A 15,884-nucleotide genomic window follows, 5' to 3' on the forward strand; every position below is an offset into this window, starting at 1 on the left:
ATTTGGAAAAGTTTTAATCGTGGTACATCACCGACCGCCCACCATCGATCATCAGGCAGGTGGCATTGATAAAGGGCGCCTCATCGGTCGCAAGAAACAGTGCCGTCATCGCCACTTCAATCGGCTGGCCGATGCGCTTGGGCGGGTGCAGGTCGAAGGCACGCTGGCGCTCGGCGTGCGGGTCGGCAAAGCCGTTCCAGTAATCGACGTTGAGTTGGGTTTCGATATAGCCCGGCGCGATGGCATTTACGCGGATGCCCTTGGGCGCGTATTCGATGCCCAGCGCGCGGGTCAGCCCGAGCAAGCCGTGCTTGGCCACCGGGTACGGGAAGCAGCCGGGAATGATGTGGCTGGAGTGGGTGGAGGCGATGTTGATGATGTTGCCGATGCCTTGCTCGATCATGTGCGGCAACACGGTACGGCAGCCGTACCAGGCGCCGTCGAGGTCGATGGCGAAGCAGCGGCGCCAGTCTTCGTCGGTCATTTCCAGCGGGTCGCGGAACACGTTGACGCCGGCGCAATTGACCAGCACATCGACGCGGCCAAAGCGTTCGATAGCGACGTCCACCAGGGCGCGCCATTGATCCTTGGAAGTGATGTCGACAGGTTGTGCGTAGATCTCGGCGCCGTGTTCGCGCCAGTGGGCGGCGACCTGCTCGACCTTCTCGCCCTGGATATCACCGATCACCAGGCGCGCCTGCTGAGCCTGGAAGCAGGCGACGATAGCCTCGCCAATGCCTTGGGCGGCACCGGTGATGACCACGACTTTGTTCTTCAGTCGCTCGCCGTAAGTCGGCTCGGGCACCGGAGGTAACGACAACGGTTGTGCCTGCATCGCTTCACCTGTTTTGTTTTTGGTAGTGAGTGCTGATGCGCAAGACTATAAACCCAGAAACCGGAACATCTCAATATATAAATTATCATCCCATATAGTGAGCAAATATATAAAAAAACCGGCTTTAAAAGCCGGTCCTTTATGCACACTTAACCCTGTGCGAAATCCCTGAGGGCGTCGCCTTCCATGCGGTAGCGTACCCACTCTTCCTGGGGCTGGGCACCGATGGATTTGTAGAACGCGATGGCCGGCTCGTTCCAGTCCAGCACGCTCCACTCGAAACGCCCGCAGCCGTTGTCGCAGGCGATTTTCGCCAGGTGGCGCAGCAACTTCTTGCCCGCCCCGCCACCGCGTTGCTCGGGGTTGATGTACAGGTCTTCGAGGTACAGGCAGTTGCTGCCCAGCCACGTGGAATAGCTGAAAAAGAACACCGCAAAGCCGATCGGCAAACCGTCGCGCAGGCAGATCAGGCCGTGGGCGGTGGCACCTTCACTGAACAGGCTGCGCTCGATGTCCACCACGCTGGCGATCACTTCGTGCCGGGCTTTTTCATAGTCGGCAAGCTCGGTGATGAAGGTCAGGATCTGCGCAGCATCGCTGGGCACGGCGGGGCGAATCTCGATGGTCATGGGCAGGCCTTGTCAGGGAAAGAGAGCACACATACTAAGGCGCTTTAATGACCGATTGCAGTGCAATTTGATTCGCGGCTAACCTGCAGGCCATCGACCTTTGAGAATCCCCATGCCCTTCACGCCCTTGACCGACCTCGCCGCGACGTTATTGCCTCACGCCCTTGAGCCTTCCGAAGACGGCGCCCACGACCTGTCCCACTTGCAGCGGGTATGGCACAACGTGCGCTTGATCCAGGCTGAAGAAGGTGGCGATCCCGAGGTACTGCTGGCAGCCGTGTTGCTGCACGACTGCGTGGCAGTGGAGAAGAATTCGCCGTTGCGGTCCAAGGCTTCGAAACTGGCGGCAGACAAGGCCGGGGAGATTTTGCAGGGGCTGGCGTGGCAGCCCGGGAAGATTGCAGCGGTGACCCACGCCATCGAGACCCACAGCTTTTCGGCGGGCCTTATTCCGGTGACGCTCGAGGCAAAAATCATGCAGGATGCCGACCGTTTGGACTCCCTCGGCATGATCGGCGTGGCCCGCACATTTTACATCGCCGGGCGCATGGGCAGCGGGCTGTATGACCCAGCTGACCCAACGGCGCAGCATCGCGAGTACGACGACAAGCGCTTTTGCCTCGACCATTTCCAGACCAAGCTGCTGCATCTGGCGGGCGGATTTCAGACGCCGACGGGGCAACGCATGGCCCTGGCGCGCCATGAGCGGTTGAAGGGTTTCATGAACATGTTCATCGAAGAAATAGGCACGCCATACTCCGCTGCGGGCTAACGCAAGCGCCGCGAACCACAGAACAATCCCACGTGCCGTGCATGGTAAAAAGTTGGGCATAAATCCAACAGACGCAAGGCTCTTCCATGCACGCCTCACCTGCGGTTGGCGGAAAACTGTTCGCCCTCTTCTGCCTCGCCAGCTACCTGCTTTCCCTGTCCTATGGCTCGACATTCTTGCTGTCGCTGCTGATCCATTCGCGCGGAGGCAACGAACACGACGCCGGCAGCGTGATCTCCATGGCGATGCTCAGCACCTTTGTGGCGGTGCTGGTTTCCGGGCATCTGGCCGACCTGCTGGGGGCTGCCAGGTCGATCGCCCTGCTCGGCGTATTGCTGGTGGTGGCGTGCCTGGGCTTTGCGCTGGCGCCGGGGTTCGGCGAGGGCTTGATGTTCTTTGGCTTGTCGTTGGGATTGGGCTGGGGCGTGTTCTACACGTTGGGGCCGATCATCGTCGCGATGCTGGTGGAACCGGCGCAACGGGCCAAGTATTTTGCCCTGCTGTCGGGCAGCATGATGACCGGAATCGGCTCCGGGCCACTGCTGGGGCGGGCGGCAAGTGCCCTGGATTTTTCGCTGACGGCGGCCTTTCATATAGCAGCGCTGGCGAGCTTGGTAGGTGTGCTGATTTTCTGGCGACTGGGTCGCGCGCTGAGTCAACACACCGCGCCGGCGGCGAAGATTTCCTGGTCGGCGACACGCAAGGTGCTGTCGTCCCGGGCGGTGTTCGCGATCATCATGGTGGGCCTCGGCGGTTGCGTGTTTGGCGGGCTGTCGAGTTTCCAGACCAGCTACGCAACGCTGCACGGGCTGGACTATTCGCTGTTCTTCCTGGGCTTCATGAGTGCGGCGATTACCAGCCGCCTGCTGATCGCCGGCATCGTGGTCAAGCGTGATCCGTATTGGGCGGCGTGTGTGTTGTCGGGGTTGATGCTGGTGTCGATTTTCCTGTTCGGGTTCAGGGTCAGCGGCAACTACAGCTACCTGCTGGCAGCCGTCACTCTGGGCGTCGGTTACGGCCTGACGTATTCGGTGATCAATGGTTTGGCTGCGAACGAGGCACCCGCTGGCACCACCTCCCAGGCGTTGCTGTTGTTCAGCCTGGCGTACTTTATCGGGGTGTTCGGTTTCCCGCTGCTGGCGGGCAAGGTCATCGTCGAATACGGCATGCCGACCCTGTTGATGAGCGTACTGGCGGTGGCGCTGCTCAATTGGCTGATCACGGTGGCGCGGTTGATCTGGCGCCGAATCTCGTCACACAAAATCTTACAAGCGACCTAAGACCGTTCGTCGGTATCGAGGCACGAATCACAAACGGGGGCGGACCAATATCAGGTAAGGACATTAATCATATGGAGACACCATCATGACGACTTCCAAATTTGCCGCCCTCGCCCTCACCGGTTTGCTGTCTGCTGTTTCGCTGAGCAGCTTTGCCGCCTCCACAGGTTCCAGCACCGGCCCGACCGACCCTGTCGGCAGCCCGCCCAACCCGGCCGCTCAGGAGTCGAAGGACTCGATGGGTACCGGCATGGACACCAACGGCGGCGCCATCATCGACAACAGCAGGGACCCACGCACCCAGGGCGACGACACCAATCGCAACAGCGGTGCGGTGCCTAACGGCAAAATGGGCCCAGGTGCCACTTCGCCCTCGATCAATAAAGGCGATGACTCCAACATCCCCGGCGCGCCAAAACAGCCAGCGCCTTAATGCGCAAGAAAGACGAACACCCAACCATTTCCCAGTGAAGAGGTATGCATGAACGTCGATCACAACCTTGAAAAAGAAGTCCTCACCCGTCTGCTCCACGCTCATCCCAGTGGGTTGGGCAAAGAAGTGCTGGACAACTACCGAGGTGAAAAAGTGGTGGCCAGCGCCTTGGCCACCTTGCAGGACCGCGGGTGGATCAAGGAAGGCCATGTGACCTGCAACGATGCCGGTGAACATTCGCTGAACCTGCCGATCAAGCTCACCGCGTCCGGCGTGGAAGCGGCTCGCAAGCTTGAAAGCGAAGCGGGCCAGTAACACACCTTGCCTGGTCTGGCCCTCGTATCTTGTATGAGGGCCAGAAGGAGTATCGCAATGCCTCGTGGAAGCAAAGCCAAATACACCACCGAACAGAAGCGCAAGGCCGCCCATATCGAAGCGAGTTATGAGCACCAGGGCTTGTCGAAAGAAGAAGCCGAGGCGCGGGCCTGGGCCACCGTCAACAAGCAGTCTGGCGGCGGCGAAAAGGCCGGCGGTTCAGGCCAGCGCAAGGCGCCGGCGAAGAAGTCCCAGGACCGGCATGAGTCGGCCAAGCGGGCTGCTGCCAGCCGTGAGGGGCATCCGCGTAACAGCCGGGTTTCGCTGAGTACGCAGACCAAGGAAAGCTTGCTGAGAGAAGCGCGTGCCAAGGACATTCCCGGGCGCTCGACCATGCGCAAGGATGAGTTGATTGAGGCGCTGAAAAAGGCCGGTTAACGCGAATCAAAATGTGGGAGCGGGCTTGCTCGCGAAGGCGGTGTATCAGTGCCAGATTCATTGGCTGACCCACCGCATTCGCGAGCAAGCCCGCTCCCACATTTTTTGATCGGGTTTGCAGCCACGGAATCAGCGGTGGGCGGCCACCAGTAGCATCATTGGGCGTTCAAGCTCTTCTGCCAGTGCGGGACGGGCTTTCAGGTCCGCTTCGCTCGGGCCCCACTCGTCGACATGAGTCAGGGTAAACCCCGCCTGGATCAACAGCGTCAGCAACGTGCCCACGGTGCGATGTTGCTTGATCACACCCTCCGCCAGCCAGTTTGTCACCCGTGGTCCTTGCAACTGGTAGCTGTCCACCGGCCAGCTCTTGCGCCCTTGCTCATCAATCAGCCAGCCCGGTTGCCGGGGTGCCATGAAGATCGGGTGTTCGATGGAAAACACCAACCACCCACCCGGGACCAGCGCTTGATGGATGCGCGCGAACAGGCCTTTCAGATCGACGATGTAATGAAACGCCAATGAGCTGTAGGCCAGGTCGAAAGCGGCATTCGGAAGGTCGAGTTTTTCCAGGTCGGCGATGCCGTAGGTGATGGCCGAAGAGGACGTCATCTCCTTGGCCCGCGCCAGCATCTTTTGCGAGACATCCAGCCCCAGCACCTGTTCGGCGCCCTGCTCCTGGGCCCAACGACTGAACCAGCCGTAACCGCAACCCAGGTCCACCACTTTCAACCCCGGCACCGGCGGTAGCATGGCTTGCAAAGCCGGCCACTCCGGAGCGCCGGCGAGGCCTTCTACCGAGCGGCCCATTTTGCTGTAGCCCTCGAAGAAAACCTCGGTGTCGTAGATGTTCTGAGTCATGACGCTGCTCCGTGCTGAATGGCGACTATTCTGCCGAATCAGCCCTCGCTCAACAACGCATCCACTTCAGCCGTGCCCGGTGAGGTGGCCGGCCCCCAGCGCGTGACCGCCAAGGCCGCCGCCGCGTTCGCGCGACGTGCCGCGACAGCTGGCGCCAAACCATTGGCCAGGCCGGCGATAAACACCCCGGCGTGAGCATCGCCGGCACCGTTGCTGTCCACCGCCTGGACCTTGAATCCCGGCACATGCTCGGCCTGGCCATTACGGCTGATCCAGCAGCCATTCGGTCCATCGCGAACCACCAGCAAGGTGTCGGCGGGCAAGTGCTCGTTGAGCTTGAGCAATGCCCCCGCCAGATCGCTCGCGCCGGTAAAGGCCAGCGCTTCCGGACCGTTGCTGGTCCAGATATCGATACGCGGCAACAGGGCGACCATCAAGGCCGAGTCCGGTGCCTTCACCAGCGGGCCCGGATCGAACACCACCGTGATCTGGCGCGGCAATGCCAATAGCCAATCGAGCAACGCCTGGGCCTTGCCTTCCAGCAGCAGGCTGTAGCCACTGACGTACACGTAGTCGTCGTCGCGTGGTACCGCATTGGCCAGGTCTTGCGCCAGCAAGTCACCCTCAGCGCCAATATGGGAAATGAAGGTGCGCTCGGTAGTGGCTTCGGTCAGGGACACACACAGGCCTGTGTCCTTGTCGTCGCTGGCGGCCAGGGCCATTTCAATGCCCTCGGCCTGCATCGCCGCGCGCGCCAGGTCGCCGAAGCGGCCGGTGCCATGGCGGCCCAGGTAGACCACCGGCAAGCCGTTGCGTCGGGCCGCGGCCATCACGTTGAAGCCACCGCCGGCTTCGAAGCTGGCGGAGTTGGCCAATACATCGCCACCGGTGGCAGGCAATGTGTCGAGGGACATGACCAGGTCAACGATGACCTGGCCGCTGTGCAGCAATCTAGACATTAGCGCTCTCTACCAAAGCCGGGCGACGATCAGCCGCGCCACCCAGTACCGCATAAATCCCGCCGGCCACCAGGAAGGTGACGATCCAGCCCAGGCCGTTGTGGCCCAGCCACGAATCGGACAGCGGACCGGCGAACCAGATGTTCTCGGCCGTGGTGCCGATGGTGGTGAAGCTGAAGCCCAGCACGATCGCAATCGCCCAGGCGCCGAACGCACGCCATTCAACTCCGCCACGGTACCAGTAGGCGCTGCTTGGCGTTACGTCCAGCAGGTCTTTGGGGCTGTAGTAGTGGCGATGAATCAGGTCGACGACAAAGATCCCGACCCAGGCGGTGATCGGTACCGCCAGCAACGAGATGAAGGTGATGAACGGGCCGTAGAAGCTGTCGGCGATCAGCATGAAGTAGATCGAACCGGCGAAGATCGCAACGATGTCGACGATCACCGCGTGCACGCGCTTGACCTTCAAACCGAGGGTCAAGGTGGTGAGCCCCGCCGAGTACACCGACAGGTTATTCGACAGCAACAGCCCGCCAAACGCGGTGATCAGGTACGGCACCGCCATCCAGGTCGGCAGCATGTCGCGAATCGCGATGATCGGGTCAGTGGCCGACGCCAGGTCGTTGTTGCCCACCGACAGCAAACCGCCGAGGGTGATCAACAGCACCAGCGGAATCCCCGCACCGAATGCCGCGGAGGCCACCAGGCGCACGGCCTTGACGCTGCGGTGCTGGTAGCGCGACATGTCGGCACCGGCGTTGGCCCAGCCGATACCCGTACCGGCGGCCATGGTGCCGACGCCGATGATCATCGCGCTCAACGGCGCAGGCGTGGCGTTGAACACCGCGCTCCAATCGATGGTGGCGCAGAGGAAACCGCCCACCAGGATATTCAGCGCGCCGAACACGTAGGTGGCCCACTTCTGGATCACCAGCAAGGTGGCGTGGCCCAGGCCCGATACGGCGAGGGTCAGCAGCACGAAAATGCCAATGAACAGCAGGGTCAGTACCGGCGCGCTTTTGGCGGCAACCGGCGAGTTGAACAGGATCGAGCACAACGACAACAGCACGAACGCAGCCGTAGTGGTGTTGACGGTTTCCCAGCCGAGGCGCGACATCAGCGACACCAGCGTCGGCCCGATATTGCCGCGTACGCCAAAGATCGCCCGGGACAGGGTCAGGCTCGGTGCACGGCCACGACGGCCGGCGATGGAGATGATGCCCACCACGGCAAACGAGCCGGCGGCGCCGAGGATCGCCACGATGATTGCCTGCCAGATCGCCAGGCCGCGAAACGCTACGAGGGTCGCGCCCAGGGGCAAGCCGAGGATGCTGATGTTGGCCGCAAACCAGACCCAGAACAGTTGCAGCGGATGGCCGTTGCACTCGCCTTCCGGGACCGGCTCGATGCCGCGTGTTTCCAATTGCCCGGCGCTTTGGCCGGAAGAGGACGTACTCATGGTGGGGTGCTCCTGATGCCTGTTTTTTTGTGGTTGTGGCAGGTTGGCAAGTTGAATCTGTGTTCCGGTCTTCCTGACTCGACTGGATCAATGTGGGAGCGGGCTTGCTCGCGAAAGCGGTGTGTCAGGCAACGCATGTGTCACTGATGCACCGCTTTCGCGAGCAAGCCCGCTCCCACATTTTTTAATCTGCGGTGCTCAGCGCAGCTCGAGCAGGCCTTGGACCAAGGGTTCCAGGTCCAAGCGGTTAACCTGCTTGACCTGTTCGATCATCGCCTCAGGCCAGCACTGCATCCCCAGGCACGCACCGAGCATCGCGCCGAGAATCGCCGCGATGGTGTCGGTGTCGCCGCCGAGGCTGGCGGCCATGCACAGGGCTTCGATGGCGTTCATTTCACCCACCGCGACTTGCTGCGCGAGGGCAAACGACACCACCACCGATTCCTGGGACGCCACGGAGGTGCCGATCAATTCGTAAAGCAGGTCGGTAAACAGCGCCTTGTCGCCGCTGTCGACACTCAAGGTGCGCGCCCAACTGATGCGGGTGGCGATGCGCCCGCCGGCAATCCAGTGGCCGTGGTTTTCCGCCTGCTGGGCGATCTGCGTGCCGATGTTCAGCGCTTCGCCCAGATCGACGCCGTTGATCCCGGCGGAAACCACCGCCGCCACCGCCGCCGCGCTGGAGATGCCCAGGTTGGTGTTATGGGTGACCTGGCACGCCTGGATCACCGCCTGGATAAACTGCGCCGGGTCGTTGACGTCCGCCGCGATGCCCACCGGGGTAATACGCATGGCGGCGCCGTTGGTGGTGCCGTAGCGCCCGGACTCTTCCGGGGTATGGCCCGCCAGGATCATGTCGATCGCCCGTTTGGTCGAGGGGCCCAGCAAATCCTGGGAACCCTTGGCGCGCATCACCGCTTCCCAGTCGATCAAACGTTGGGCGAGTTCGGTGGGTTCAATCCTGCCCTGCCCGTCCACCAGCAACTGGCCGACGAGGATGGCCTGTTCGGTGTCATCGGTGATCGAGCCCTTGGGCATGTTCGGCGCGATCGGCTGATCGGCGTCGGCATCTTCCAGGCCGGTGATCGCGCCGAAACGCGCCTTGACCTGCTCGCGGCTCAGGGACTGGGTGGGCATGCCCAACGCATCGCCCAAGGCCAGGCCGTAGAAGGCGCCGAGGGCGCGGGTGGTGGCGGTCATGTCGGTGTTCCAAATTGAAGGTGCAAGCGGAAATGCAGAGGGTCGAGCAGGCTTTCGACGGATTCCATGAAGCGGTCCTGGCGGTCGTAGGTGGTGCGCAGGGCCTTGAGGAACACCGTGCCCACCGGGCGCCCCAGGAGCTGGGCGTCTTCTTCGTTCAGAGGCTCGGCACCGATCCATTGGTTGCCGGTGGCGCCGACATAGCCATAGGCCGCCAGGGTGATGGTCAGGGAATTATCGATCAGGCCGACTTGCGGCAGGCTTTCGAGGCCACCCGAGGCCGGCATCAGCGAGCGCTCCAGGGACACGAACGTGCCGTCGGCAGCGCGACGGCGGCGGTCGAGGGCGATGAATTGGTCGCTGCCGTGACGGCTGAGCAGGTCCGGACGGGTGACGGCTTCCAGGCGCAGGATTTCGGAGGTCACCACCGCGCCGGTGTCGGCCAGGGCTTGGGCCCAGCCGCTGCGCTGGTCGAGCACCATGCCGTCGAAGGTGACGATGGAGCCGACACCGCTTTGGGTGGCGATGTAGCTGCGGCGCTTGAGTTCGGCCAGGGCTTCACGCAGGGTGCCGCGGCTGACGGAAAACTCTTCGGCCAGTTGGTGCTCGCCCGGCAGCAGGACACCGTCGGCCATCACTCCACCCTCGATACGGCGGATCAGCTCGTCGACGACGCGTTTTTTCTTATCAAATCGGACATGTCTAATCATGTACAAATTGATAACCGAAAGCGCCCGGCTACAGCAAGCGATTTATTTCAGGGAGAACGAGAAATCAGCCTCAGGGCTCCAGGCCGATGGGGAAAAATACCCCGCCGCTCCAGACGCCAAGCCAGTTCTTACCGTTGATCGGACGGGTCACCGCCAGCTCCACCAGCTGGTAGAACGCATTGCGGTGAACCAGGGCTTCGAGGTTGGTGCGCACCCGCAGGTATGGCGAGGGTTCCTGGGTGTCCGGGTCGATCACCACCCGCAGCGGATGCTCGATACCGGCCTCGACCTGCTCATCCACGTTGGTGGTAAAGCGCAGGACCTGGCCTTCGCCCTGCCCTTCGACTTCCAGGGTCACGGCGACGAAGGGCGCGTCATCGACCTTGATCCCGACCTTTTCCACCGGGGTGATCAGGAAATAATCATCGCCATCGCGGCGGATGATGTTGGAGAACAGCTTGACCATCGGCTTGCGGCCAATCGGCGTGCCCATGTAGAACCAGGTGCCGTCACGGGCGATGCGCATGTCGATATCGCCGCAAAACGCCGGGTTCCACAGATGCACCGGCGCGGGCCCCTTGCCCTTGGGCAATTGCGCCAACAGGTCATTGGCCTTGGCCGAATCGGTCATGCTGCTCTCCTTGTGTCTTACTGATCGCTCATGCCCAACAGGCTGCGCGCGTAGTGCGCCAGGGGCTTGCCGATCAGGTCATCAGGCTTGTTGTCGTGGAACGTCAGTAAACCGCCACGGCTGTGAATCCGCACAGTATCAATCAAATACTGGGTGCTGGTCTCGATCAACATGACCTGAATGGTGCCGGTGTCGATACCCAGGCGATCCACCGCCTCCTGGTCAGACCATTCATCGGCGTTGCCGATACGGTCATCCGCCTGGGCGAAGCGGCAGTACAGCAGGTAATGCGCACCCGCCGCGCGGGCTTCCGACATCGCCTGCTCGAGGCCTTCCGGCTTGCGGGCGCGGCGGACCATCGGGAAATATTCGACAAAGCCGTTGAAGGCTTCCTCGGCCACCACGTTAGGCCGTGGATAAGCACTGCCCGGCGGGGTGAAGGCGCCCTGGGCGATGAAGACGAAGGAGTCCGGCTGTATGCGGACCGAATTGACGCGGCGAGTATCGCTGTGGTCCAGCAGCCCGGCATCGCTCATCTGATAGCGCGTGCCTTCGGCCATATCACTGACGGTCATGCAGCCACCCAGCGCGAGTGACGCCAGCACCAAAACCAGACTACGCATCCTAATTCTCCAAAGGCCGGTGACGGAAAACCGGCGAATGGGCACGAGATGCAGATTTTGCGCCAGCTTGCGGGACTAGCCGCCGATGATCTTCATGATGGTGGCGCCGCCGGAGAAGGCCACTTCCTGCTTGTCACCCAAGGCCTTGACCAACAAGCGCTGCAAGGCCGGCAGGGCCTGGTGGCGGGGTTTGTCCAGCAGGTCGCCGACGTAGTGGCGGTTGCTCGACGACAGGCAGCCATGCAGCCAGCCGGTGGACGACAGGCGCAAACGCGAACAGGTCCGGCAGAACGGCACGCTTTCGTTGGCGATGACACCGAAGAAACCTTTGCCGGGCACTTCGTAGCGCACGGCAGTGGCGTCCACCGGGGCGTTGGCTTGCAGGTATTCGTACTGTTCGCCGATCAGGCTGAGCAATTGCTGGAGGCTGACGAATTGCTGCAGGAACGCGTTGGAATCGTTGGCCAGGTGGCCCATGCGCATCAATTCGATAAAGCGCAACTCGTAGCCACGCTCCAGGCAGTAGTCGAGCAGCGGCATCACCTGGTCGAGGTTCTGGCCGCGCAGCGGCACCATGTTGACCTTGATCTTGATTCCGGCGGCGCTCGCCTGGTCCATGCCATCGAGCACGGTGGCCAGGTCGCCACCGCGAGCGATGCTGCGGAAGGCGTCGGCGTCCAGGGTGTCGAGGGACACGTTGATCCGGCGAATCCCGGCGTCCACCAGCAGCGGCAGTTTGCGCGCCAGCAGTTGGCCGTTGGTGGTCAGGCTGATATCACTGAGCCCCATCTGCCCCACCGCGCCCATGAAGGCTTCCAGCTTGGGGCTGACCAACGGTTCACCGCCGGTAATCCGCAGGCGCTCGATGCCGGCGGCCTCGATCAGGTACTCGACACCCCGCGCCATCGCCTCGGCCGACAGTTCGTCCTGCGCAGCCACCAGCCGCTTGCCGTTGGGCACGCAGTAGGTACAGGCGTAATTGCAGGCTGAGGTCAGGCTGATCCGCAAATTGCGGAATCGCCTGCCTTGACGATCAACGATCATGGATCACTCCGGCAGAGGATAATTCGGGCGCACTAAAACCTGACTTAAAAATCAAGTTTTAGCAAGGTCCTTGCCTGAGTATATTCCTGGGTTACTGCGCTGGGCAGGAAATCATATCGCCATCACGCTGGCGAATGATTCAAGTGGCCGGCGTTTCGGCGTTCGGCAAATCGGTGCTGTGCTTGCGCTTATTGCCCATGCGCACGCCGATGTCCATCAGGAACTGGAAGAAACCTTCCTGGTCTTCCAGCACATTGCTCCAGAACGGCGAGTGGTACAACGCCACGGCGCCGTGCACCAACGCCCAGGCGGCGCAGTAGTGGAAATACGGTGGCACGTCTTCGAGCTTGCCTTCGCTGATACGGCCCTTGATCAGCAGGGTCAGGCGTTCGAAGTTCGAGGCACGGATCTTGTGCAGCTCCTCGACCATTTCCGGCACCTGATGGCCCTTCACCACTTTTTCTTCCAGGCGATCAAACAAGCGGTAGCGCTGCGGGTCACGCATGCGGAACTCGAAGTAGGCGCGGGACAGCGCTTCCTTGTCCTTGTCGACATCGGCCGAGTGCAGCAGCTCGTTCAGGTCGCGCTCGTAGTCGAGCATGAGGCGCAGGTAGATCTCGGCCTTGGACTTGAAGTGCTTGTAGATGGTGCCTTTGCCGATACCCACGGCATCCGCAATCATCTCGACGGTGACGCTGTCTTCACCCTGGTCGAGGAACAGCTTGAGTGCGGTGTCGAGAATTTCCTGCTCGCGGCGGCGAAACTCACGGACCTTGCGGGGTTCTTTGTGCATAAGAAAAAGGTCTGCAGAGATGGATATTGGAAGGGCGTTCGCTCCCCAAGCCGTGCTTGTCGGAACGTTTTACCCGGTGCGCGAGATTATCCCGACTGAACGGTCGTTGGGCAACGCCTATATGAACAACCTTTGCACTTAACTTACAGCACGCCAACGAATGTGCCGATTCGAGTCAGAAATAAAACAGGTGATTGGCGCGTGTGCATCGCATCCAATGAGAACTCAACCGAAGCGGGCGTATTCCAAATCTGTTTAAAAAACGATCAGATGTGGCTGGACTGAATCGGATACTGATCAATACTTGAAATGTCGGCGTGGCATCTCCCCCAAGTGACGCGTCGACCTGGGTACCGACGGACTGCGTACCCTTGTTTTACTCCTAATGGTCTTAGCCCGGATTCACCCCCCAGAACCCGGGTTTTTTTTGCCTGCGATTCAGTGGCCGACGTGGGCCAGCGGGAACAGGCGCTTGAAGTTTTCGGTGGTCTGTTCGGCAAAGCGCTCGTAGGACTCGCCCCGCAGCATCGCCAGGTAATCCGCCACATCCCGTACGTATTCCGGCAGGTTGGGTTTGCCGCGATGGGGAATTGGCGCCAGGTACGGCGAATCGGTTTCCACCAGCAGGCGGTCTGCCGGGACCTGGCGCGCGACATCGCGCAGGGCATCGGCGTTGCGGAAGGTCACGATGCCCGACAAGGAAATGTAGAAACCAAGGTCCAGCGCGGCCTTGGCCATGTCCCAGTCTTCAGTGAAGCAATGCAGCACACCAGCCTGGGGCAGCGCGGCTTCGCGCAGCAGGGTCAGGGTGTCGGCACGGGCGCCACGGGTGTGGACGATCACCGGCTTGCCAGTCTGCTGGGCGGCTTGCAGGTGCAGACGGAACGACGCCTGCTGCAACTCGGCAGCTTCCGGTTCGTAGTGGTAATCCAGGCCGGTCTCACCGATGGCCACCACGCGCGGGTGATTGAGTTCACCGAGCAGCCAGTCGAGGGCCGGGGCTTCGCCGGGCTTGAGGTCCAGCGGGTGAATGCCCACCGAGCAGTCGACATCGGCATAACGATCGGCCAGGGCTTTAACGTCGGCGGCGTTTTCCGCGCTGACGCCGATGCACAGGAAGTGCCCTACCCCGCGCTGGCGCGCAGCTTCAAGGGCGGCGTCGAGGGAGCCGCCGTGCTGGGCCAGGTCGAGGCGATCAAGGTGGCAATGGGAATCTACGAGCATAGGGATCTACAACTTGAGTCACGGAAAGTGTCTGGCCAACGATACACCCGTCGGCCACTGAAATTAACGGCGGCCGAGCAAACCGACCCACTGCACCAGCAAGGCCTCAAGCAACAGCACGCGATTGAGGTTGGCCTTGCCGAGGACCTTCTGGCGTTGGGCGAGGATCCAGTCCTGGATGTTCAGCACCTTGTCCTGGGCGCTCTTCTGCGCCAGGTATTGCACGACTTTGCGCATGTCCGGCAGCCCAAGGCCGTTTTCGTCCTGGGTCAGCTGGTAGCGCAGGATCAGGCTCGACCAGTCGCAAAACCAGTCGAACAGCAGCAGCAAGGGAATGTCTTTCCAGGCGCTTTCGGCCAGTTGCGTGGCCGACACTTCCTGCTTGAGCAGTTTCTTCACCCCGTCCACCACCAGCGCACGCTGTTCACGCACGCCCTGGGCCTGGAGCTTGACCGCCGCCAGGGGCGAACCGGCCGCCAGGGTCAGCAACTCGACGCGCTCCGCCTCGCCGCAGTCCGGCAACGCCTGGGCCAGCCACTGCAGGCTCATGGCTTCGCTCGGCAACGGGCAGGCCTGCTGCACGCAGCGGCTGCGAATGGTCGGCAGCAGGCGGCTGGACTGGTGGCTGACCAGCAGCAGCACGGTATCGCCGGACGGTTCTTCCAGGCTCTTGAGCAAGGCGTTGGCGGCGTTGATGTTCATCGACTCCACCGGTTCGATCAGCACCACCTTGCGCCCGCCCATCTGCGCGGTCTGCACCACGAAGCTGACCAGATCACGCACCTGGTCGACCTTGATCGCCTTGTCGGCCTCTTCCGGTTCCAGCAGATAGTTGTCCGGGTGGCTGCCGGCCTTGAGCAGCATGCAGGATTTACATTCGCCGCAGGCTTCCAGGCCGTTGGGCCGCTGGCACAACAAGCTGGCCATCAGCCGCTCGGCCAGGGCGCGCTTGCCGATGCCCACCGGGCCGTGGAGCAGGTAGGCGTGGGCGTGCTGGGCACGGCCCGCCAGTTGCTGCCAGAGGCTGTCCTGCCATGGATAGGCTTCAGCCACGGACACGCTCCACAAGCTTCGGCAACAGGGCGTCAATGCACTGCTGAACCTGAGTCAACGGTTGTGCGGCGTCCAACAGGTAGTAACGAGCGGGGTCGGCTTCGGCGCGCTTGAGAAACGCGCCGCGCACAGCTTCAAAAAAGACTCGGGTTTCCAGTTCGAAACGATCGAGGCGACCCCGGGCGGTGGCACGGGCCATGCCGACTTCCACCGGGAGATCGAATACCAGGGTCAGGTCGGGCCGCAAATCGCCCTGGACGAAGGTCTCCAAGGCCGCAATGCGCTCCAGGGACAAGCCACGGCCGCCGCCCTGATAGGCATAGGTGGAATCGGTAAACCGGTCACAAATCACCACGGCGCCCCGGGCCAGTGCCGGGCGAATGACTTCGGCCAGGTGCTGGGCGCGGGCGGCGAACACCAGCAACAGTTCGGTGTCGGGGTTCATCTGTTCGTCGCCCGGGGTCAGCAGCACTTCACGGATACGCTCGGCCAGTGGCGTGCCGCCAGGCTCACGGGTCAGCAGCACCTCGATACCTTCGGCGCGCAGGCGCTCGGCCAGGTATTCACGGTTGGTGCTCTTGCCGGCGCCTTCCGGGCCTTCCAGGGTAATAAACAAGCCAGTCACAGG

At 62.0% G+C, this 15,884-nt stretch carries 19 protein-coding genes; 5 read left to right on the forward strand and 14 right to left on the reverse strand.

What is annotated here, in order from left to right; genetic code table 11:
* Window positions 1-13 precede the first annotated feature (13 nt).
* Together V6607_RS24505 and V6607_RS24510 are read right to left on the reverse strand one after the other, a co-directional pair.
* Window positions 14-835 carry an SDR family oxidoreductase gene (locus tag V6607_RS24505; protein WP_004371237.1) on the reverse strand — a complete coding sequence of 274 codons (822 nt, stop codon included), beginning with the start codon at window positions 833-835 and terminating at the stop codon, window positions 14-16.
* A 149-nt stretch (window positions 836-984) separates the two neighbouring features.
* Window positions 985-1,464 carry a GNAT family N-acetyltransferase gene (locus tag V6607_RS24510; RefSeq protein WP_004371239.1) on the reverse strand — a complete coding sequence of 160 codons (480 nt, stop codon included), beginning with the start codon at window positions 1,462-1,464 and terminating at the stop codon, window positions 985-987.
* Window positions 1,465-1,576: 112 nt separating this feature from the next.
* Between V6607_RS24510 and V6607_RS24515 the strand changes: the two genes are divergently transcribed.
* The 5 genes from V6607_RS24515 to V6607_RS24535 all read left to right on the forward strand — a co-directional run bounded on the left by V6607_RS24515 (window position 1,577) and on the right by V6607_RS24535 (window position 4,702).
* On the forward strand, window positions 1,577-2,236 hold the full coding sequence (locus V6607_RS24515) for an HD domain-containing protein (RefSeq protein ID WP_134327157.1): 660 nt from the start codon (window positions 1,577-1,579) through the stop codon (window positions 2,234-2,236).
* Window positions 2,237-2,322: 86 nt separating this feature from the next.
* Window positions 2,323-3,516 carry an MFS transporter gene (locus V6607_RS24520; RefSeq protein ID WP_134327158.1) on the forward strand — a complete coding sequence of 398 codons (1,194 nt, stop codon included), beginning with the start codon at window positions 2,323-2,325 and terminating at the stop codon, window positions 3,514-3,516.
* 85 nt (window positions 3,517-3,601) lie between these two features.
* Window positions 3,602-3,949 carry a hypothetical protein gene (locus tag V6607_RS24525; RefSeq protein WP_008434934.1) on the forward strand — a complete coding sequence of 116 codons (348 nt, stop codon included), beginning with the start codon at window positions 3,602-3,604 and terminating at the stop codon, window positions 3,947-3,949.
* Window positions 3,950-3,997: 48 nt separating this feature from the next.
* A complete protein-coding gene (locus V6607_RS24530; RefSeq protein WP_004371249.1) occupies window positions 3,998-4,264 on the forward strand; it encodes a hypothetical protein in 267 nt (88 codons plus the stop codon).
* 57 nt (window positions 4,265-4,321) lie between these two features.
* Window positions 4,322-4,702, forward strand: a complete 381-nt coding sequence (locus V6607_RS24535; RefSeq protein WP_134327159.1) for a Rho termination factor N-terminal domain-containing protein — start codon at window positions 4,322-4,324, stop codon at window positions 4,700-4,702.
* 129 nt (window positions 4,703-4,831) lie between these two features.
* Here the strand turns inward: V6607_RS24535 and V6607_RS24540 are convergent, their stop codons facing one another.
* The 12 genes from V6607_RS24540 to tmk all read right to left on the reverse strand — a co-directional run bounded on the left by V6607_RS24540 (window position 4,832) and on the right by tmk (window position 15,881).
* Window positions 4,832-5,560, reverse strand: coding sequence for a class I SAM-dependent methyltransferase (locus V6607_RS24540; RefSeq protein WP_134327160.1), 729 nt, complete (start codon window positions 5,558-5,560; stop codon window positions 4,832-4,834).
* 38 nt (window positions 5,561-5,598) lie between these two features.
* Window positions 5,599-6,519: a PfkB family carbohydrate kinase gene (locus V6607_RS24545; protein ID WP_134327161.1), complete on the reverse strand. Its 921-nt coding sequence runs from the start codon at window positions 6,517-6,519 to the stop codon at window positions 5,599-5,601.
* A complete protein-coding gene (locus tag V6607_RS24550; protein WP_008434943.1) occupies window positions 6,512-7,978 on the reverse strand; it encodes a cytosine permease in 1,467 nt (488 codons plus the stop codon). Before V6607_RS24550 ends, V6607_RS24545 begins: the two co-directional genes overlap by 8 nt.
* Window positions 7,979-8,176: 198 nt before the next feature.
* Window positions 8,177-9,178, reverse strand: coding sequence for an ADP-ribosylglycohydrolase family protein (locus tag V6607_RS24555; RefSeq protein ID WP_004371263.1), 1,002 nt, complete (start codon window positions 9,176-9,178; stop codon window positions 8,177-8,179).
* Window positions 9,175-9,888 (reverse strand): GntR family transcriptional regulator, encoded by a 714-nt coding sequence (locus V6607_RS24560; protein WP_080673275.1) that lies wholly within the window; start codon window positions 9,886-9,888, stop codon window positions 9,175-9,177. Before V6607_RS24560 ends, V6607_RS24555 begins: the two co-directional genes overlap by 4 nt.
* Window positions 9,889-9,958: 70 nt before the next feature.
* Window positions 9,959-10,519 (reverse strand): DUF1285 domain-containing protein, encoded by a 561-nt coding sequence (locus tag V6607_RS24565; RefSeq protein ID WP_134327162.1) that lies wholly within the window; start codon window positions 10,517-10,519, stop codon window positions 9,959-9,961.
* A gap of 17 nt (window positions 10,520-10,536) precedes the next feature.
* On the reverse strand, window positions 10,537-11,142 hold the full coding sequence (locus tag V6607_RS24570) for a DUF4823 domain-containing protein (RefSeq protein ID WP_063027950.1): 606 nt from the start codon (window positions 11,140-11,142) through the stop codon (window positions 10,537-10,539).
* Window positions 11,143-11,217: 75 nt separating this feature from the next.
* Window positions 11,218-12,186, reverse strand: coding sequence for a radical SAM protein (locus V6607_RS24575; protein WP_004371275.1), 969 nt, complete (start codon window positions 12,184-12,186; stop codon window positions 11,218-11,220).
* A 139-nt stretch (window positions 12,187-12,325) separates the two neighbouring features.
* Window positions 12,326-12,979 (reverse strand): TetR/AcrR family transcriptional regulator, encoded by a 654-nt coding sequence (locus tag V6607_RS24580; RefSeq protein ID WP_004371278.1) that lies wholly within the window; start codon window positions 12,977-12,979, stop codon window positions 12,326-12,328.
* A gap of 438 nt (window positions 12,980-13,417) precedes the next feature.
* Window positions 13,418-14,203, reverse strand: coding sequence for a TatD family hydrolase (locus tag V6607_RS24585; RefSeq protein ID WP_017475806.1), 786 nt, complete (start codon window positions 14,201-14,203; stop codon window positions 13,418-13,420).
* Window positions 14,204-14,266: 63 nt separating this feature from the next.
* Window positions 14,267-15,256 carry a DNA polymerase III subunit delta' gene (locus V6607_RS24590; protein ID WP_004371282.1) on the reverse strand — a complete coding sequence of 330 codons (990 nt, stop codon included), beginning with the start codon at window positions 15,254-15,256 and terminating at the stop codon, window positions 14,267-14,269.
* Entirely contained in the window at window positions 15,249-15,881 is a 633-nt protein-coding gene (gene tmk / locus V6607_RS24595; RefSeq protein WP_008434959.1) for a dTMP kinase, read from the reverse strand. Before tmk ends, V6607_RS24590 begins: the two co-directional genes overlap by 8 nt.
* Window positions 15,882-15,884 lie beyond the last annotated feature (3 nt).

Source organism: Pseudomonas sp. KK18, from assembly GCF_037094675.1.
GTDB lineage: Bacteria > Pseudomonadota > Gammaproteobacteria > Pseudomonadales > Pseudomonadaceae > Aquipseudomonas.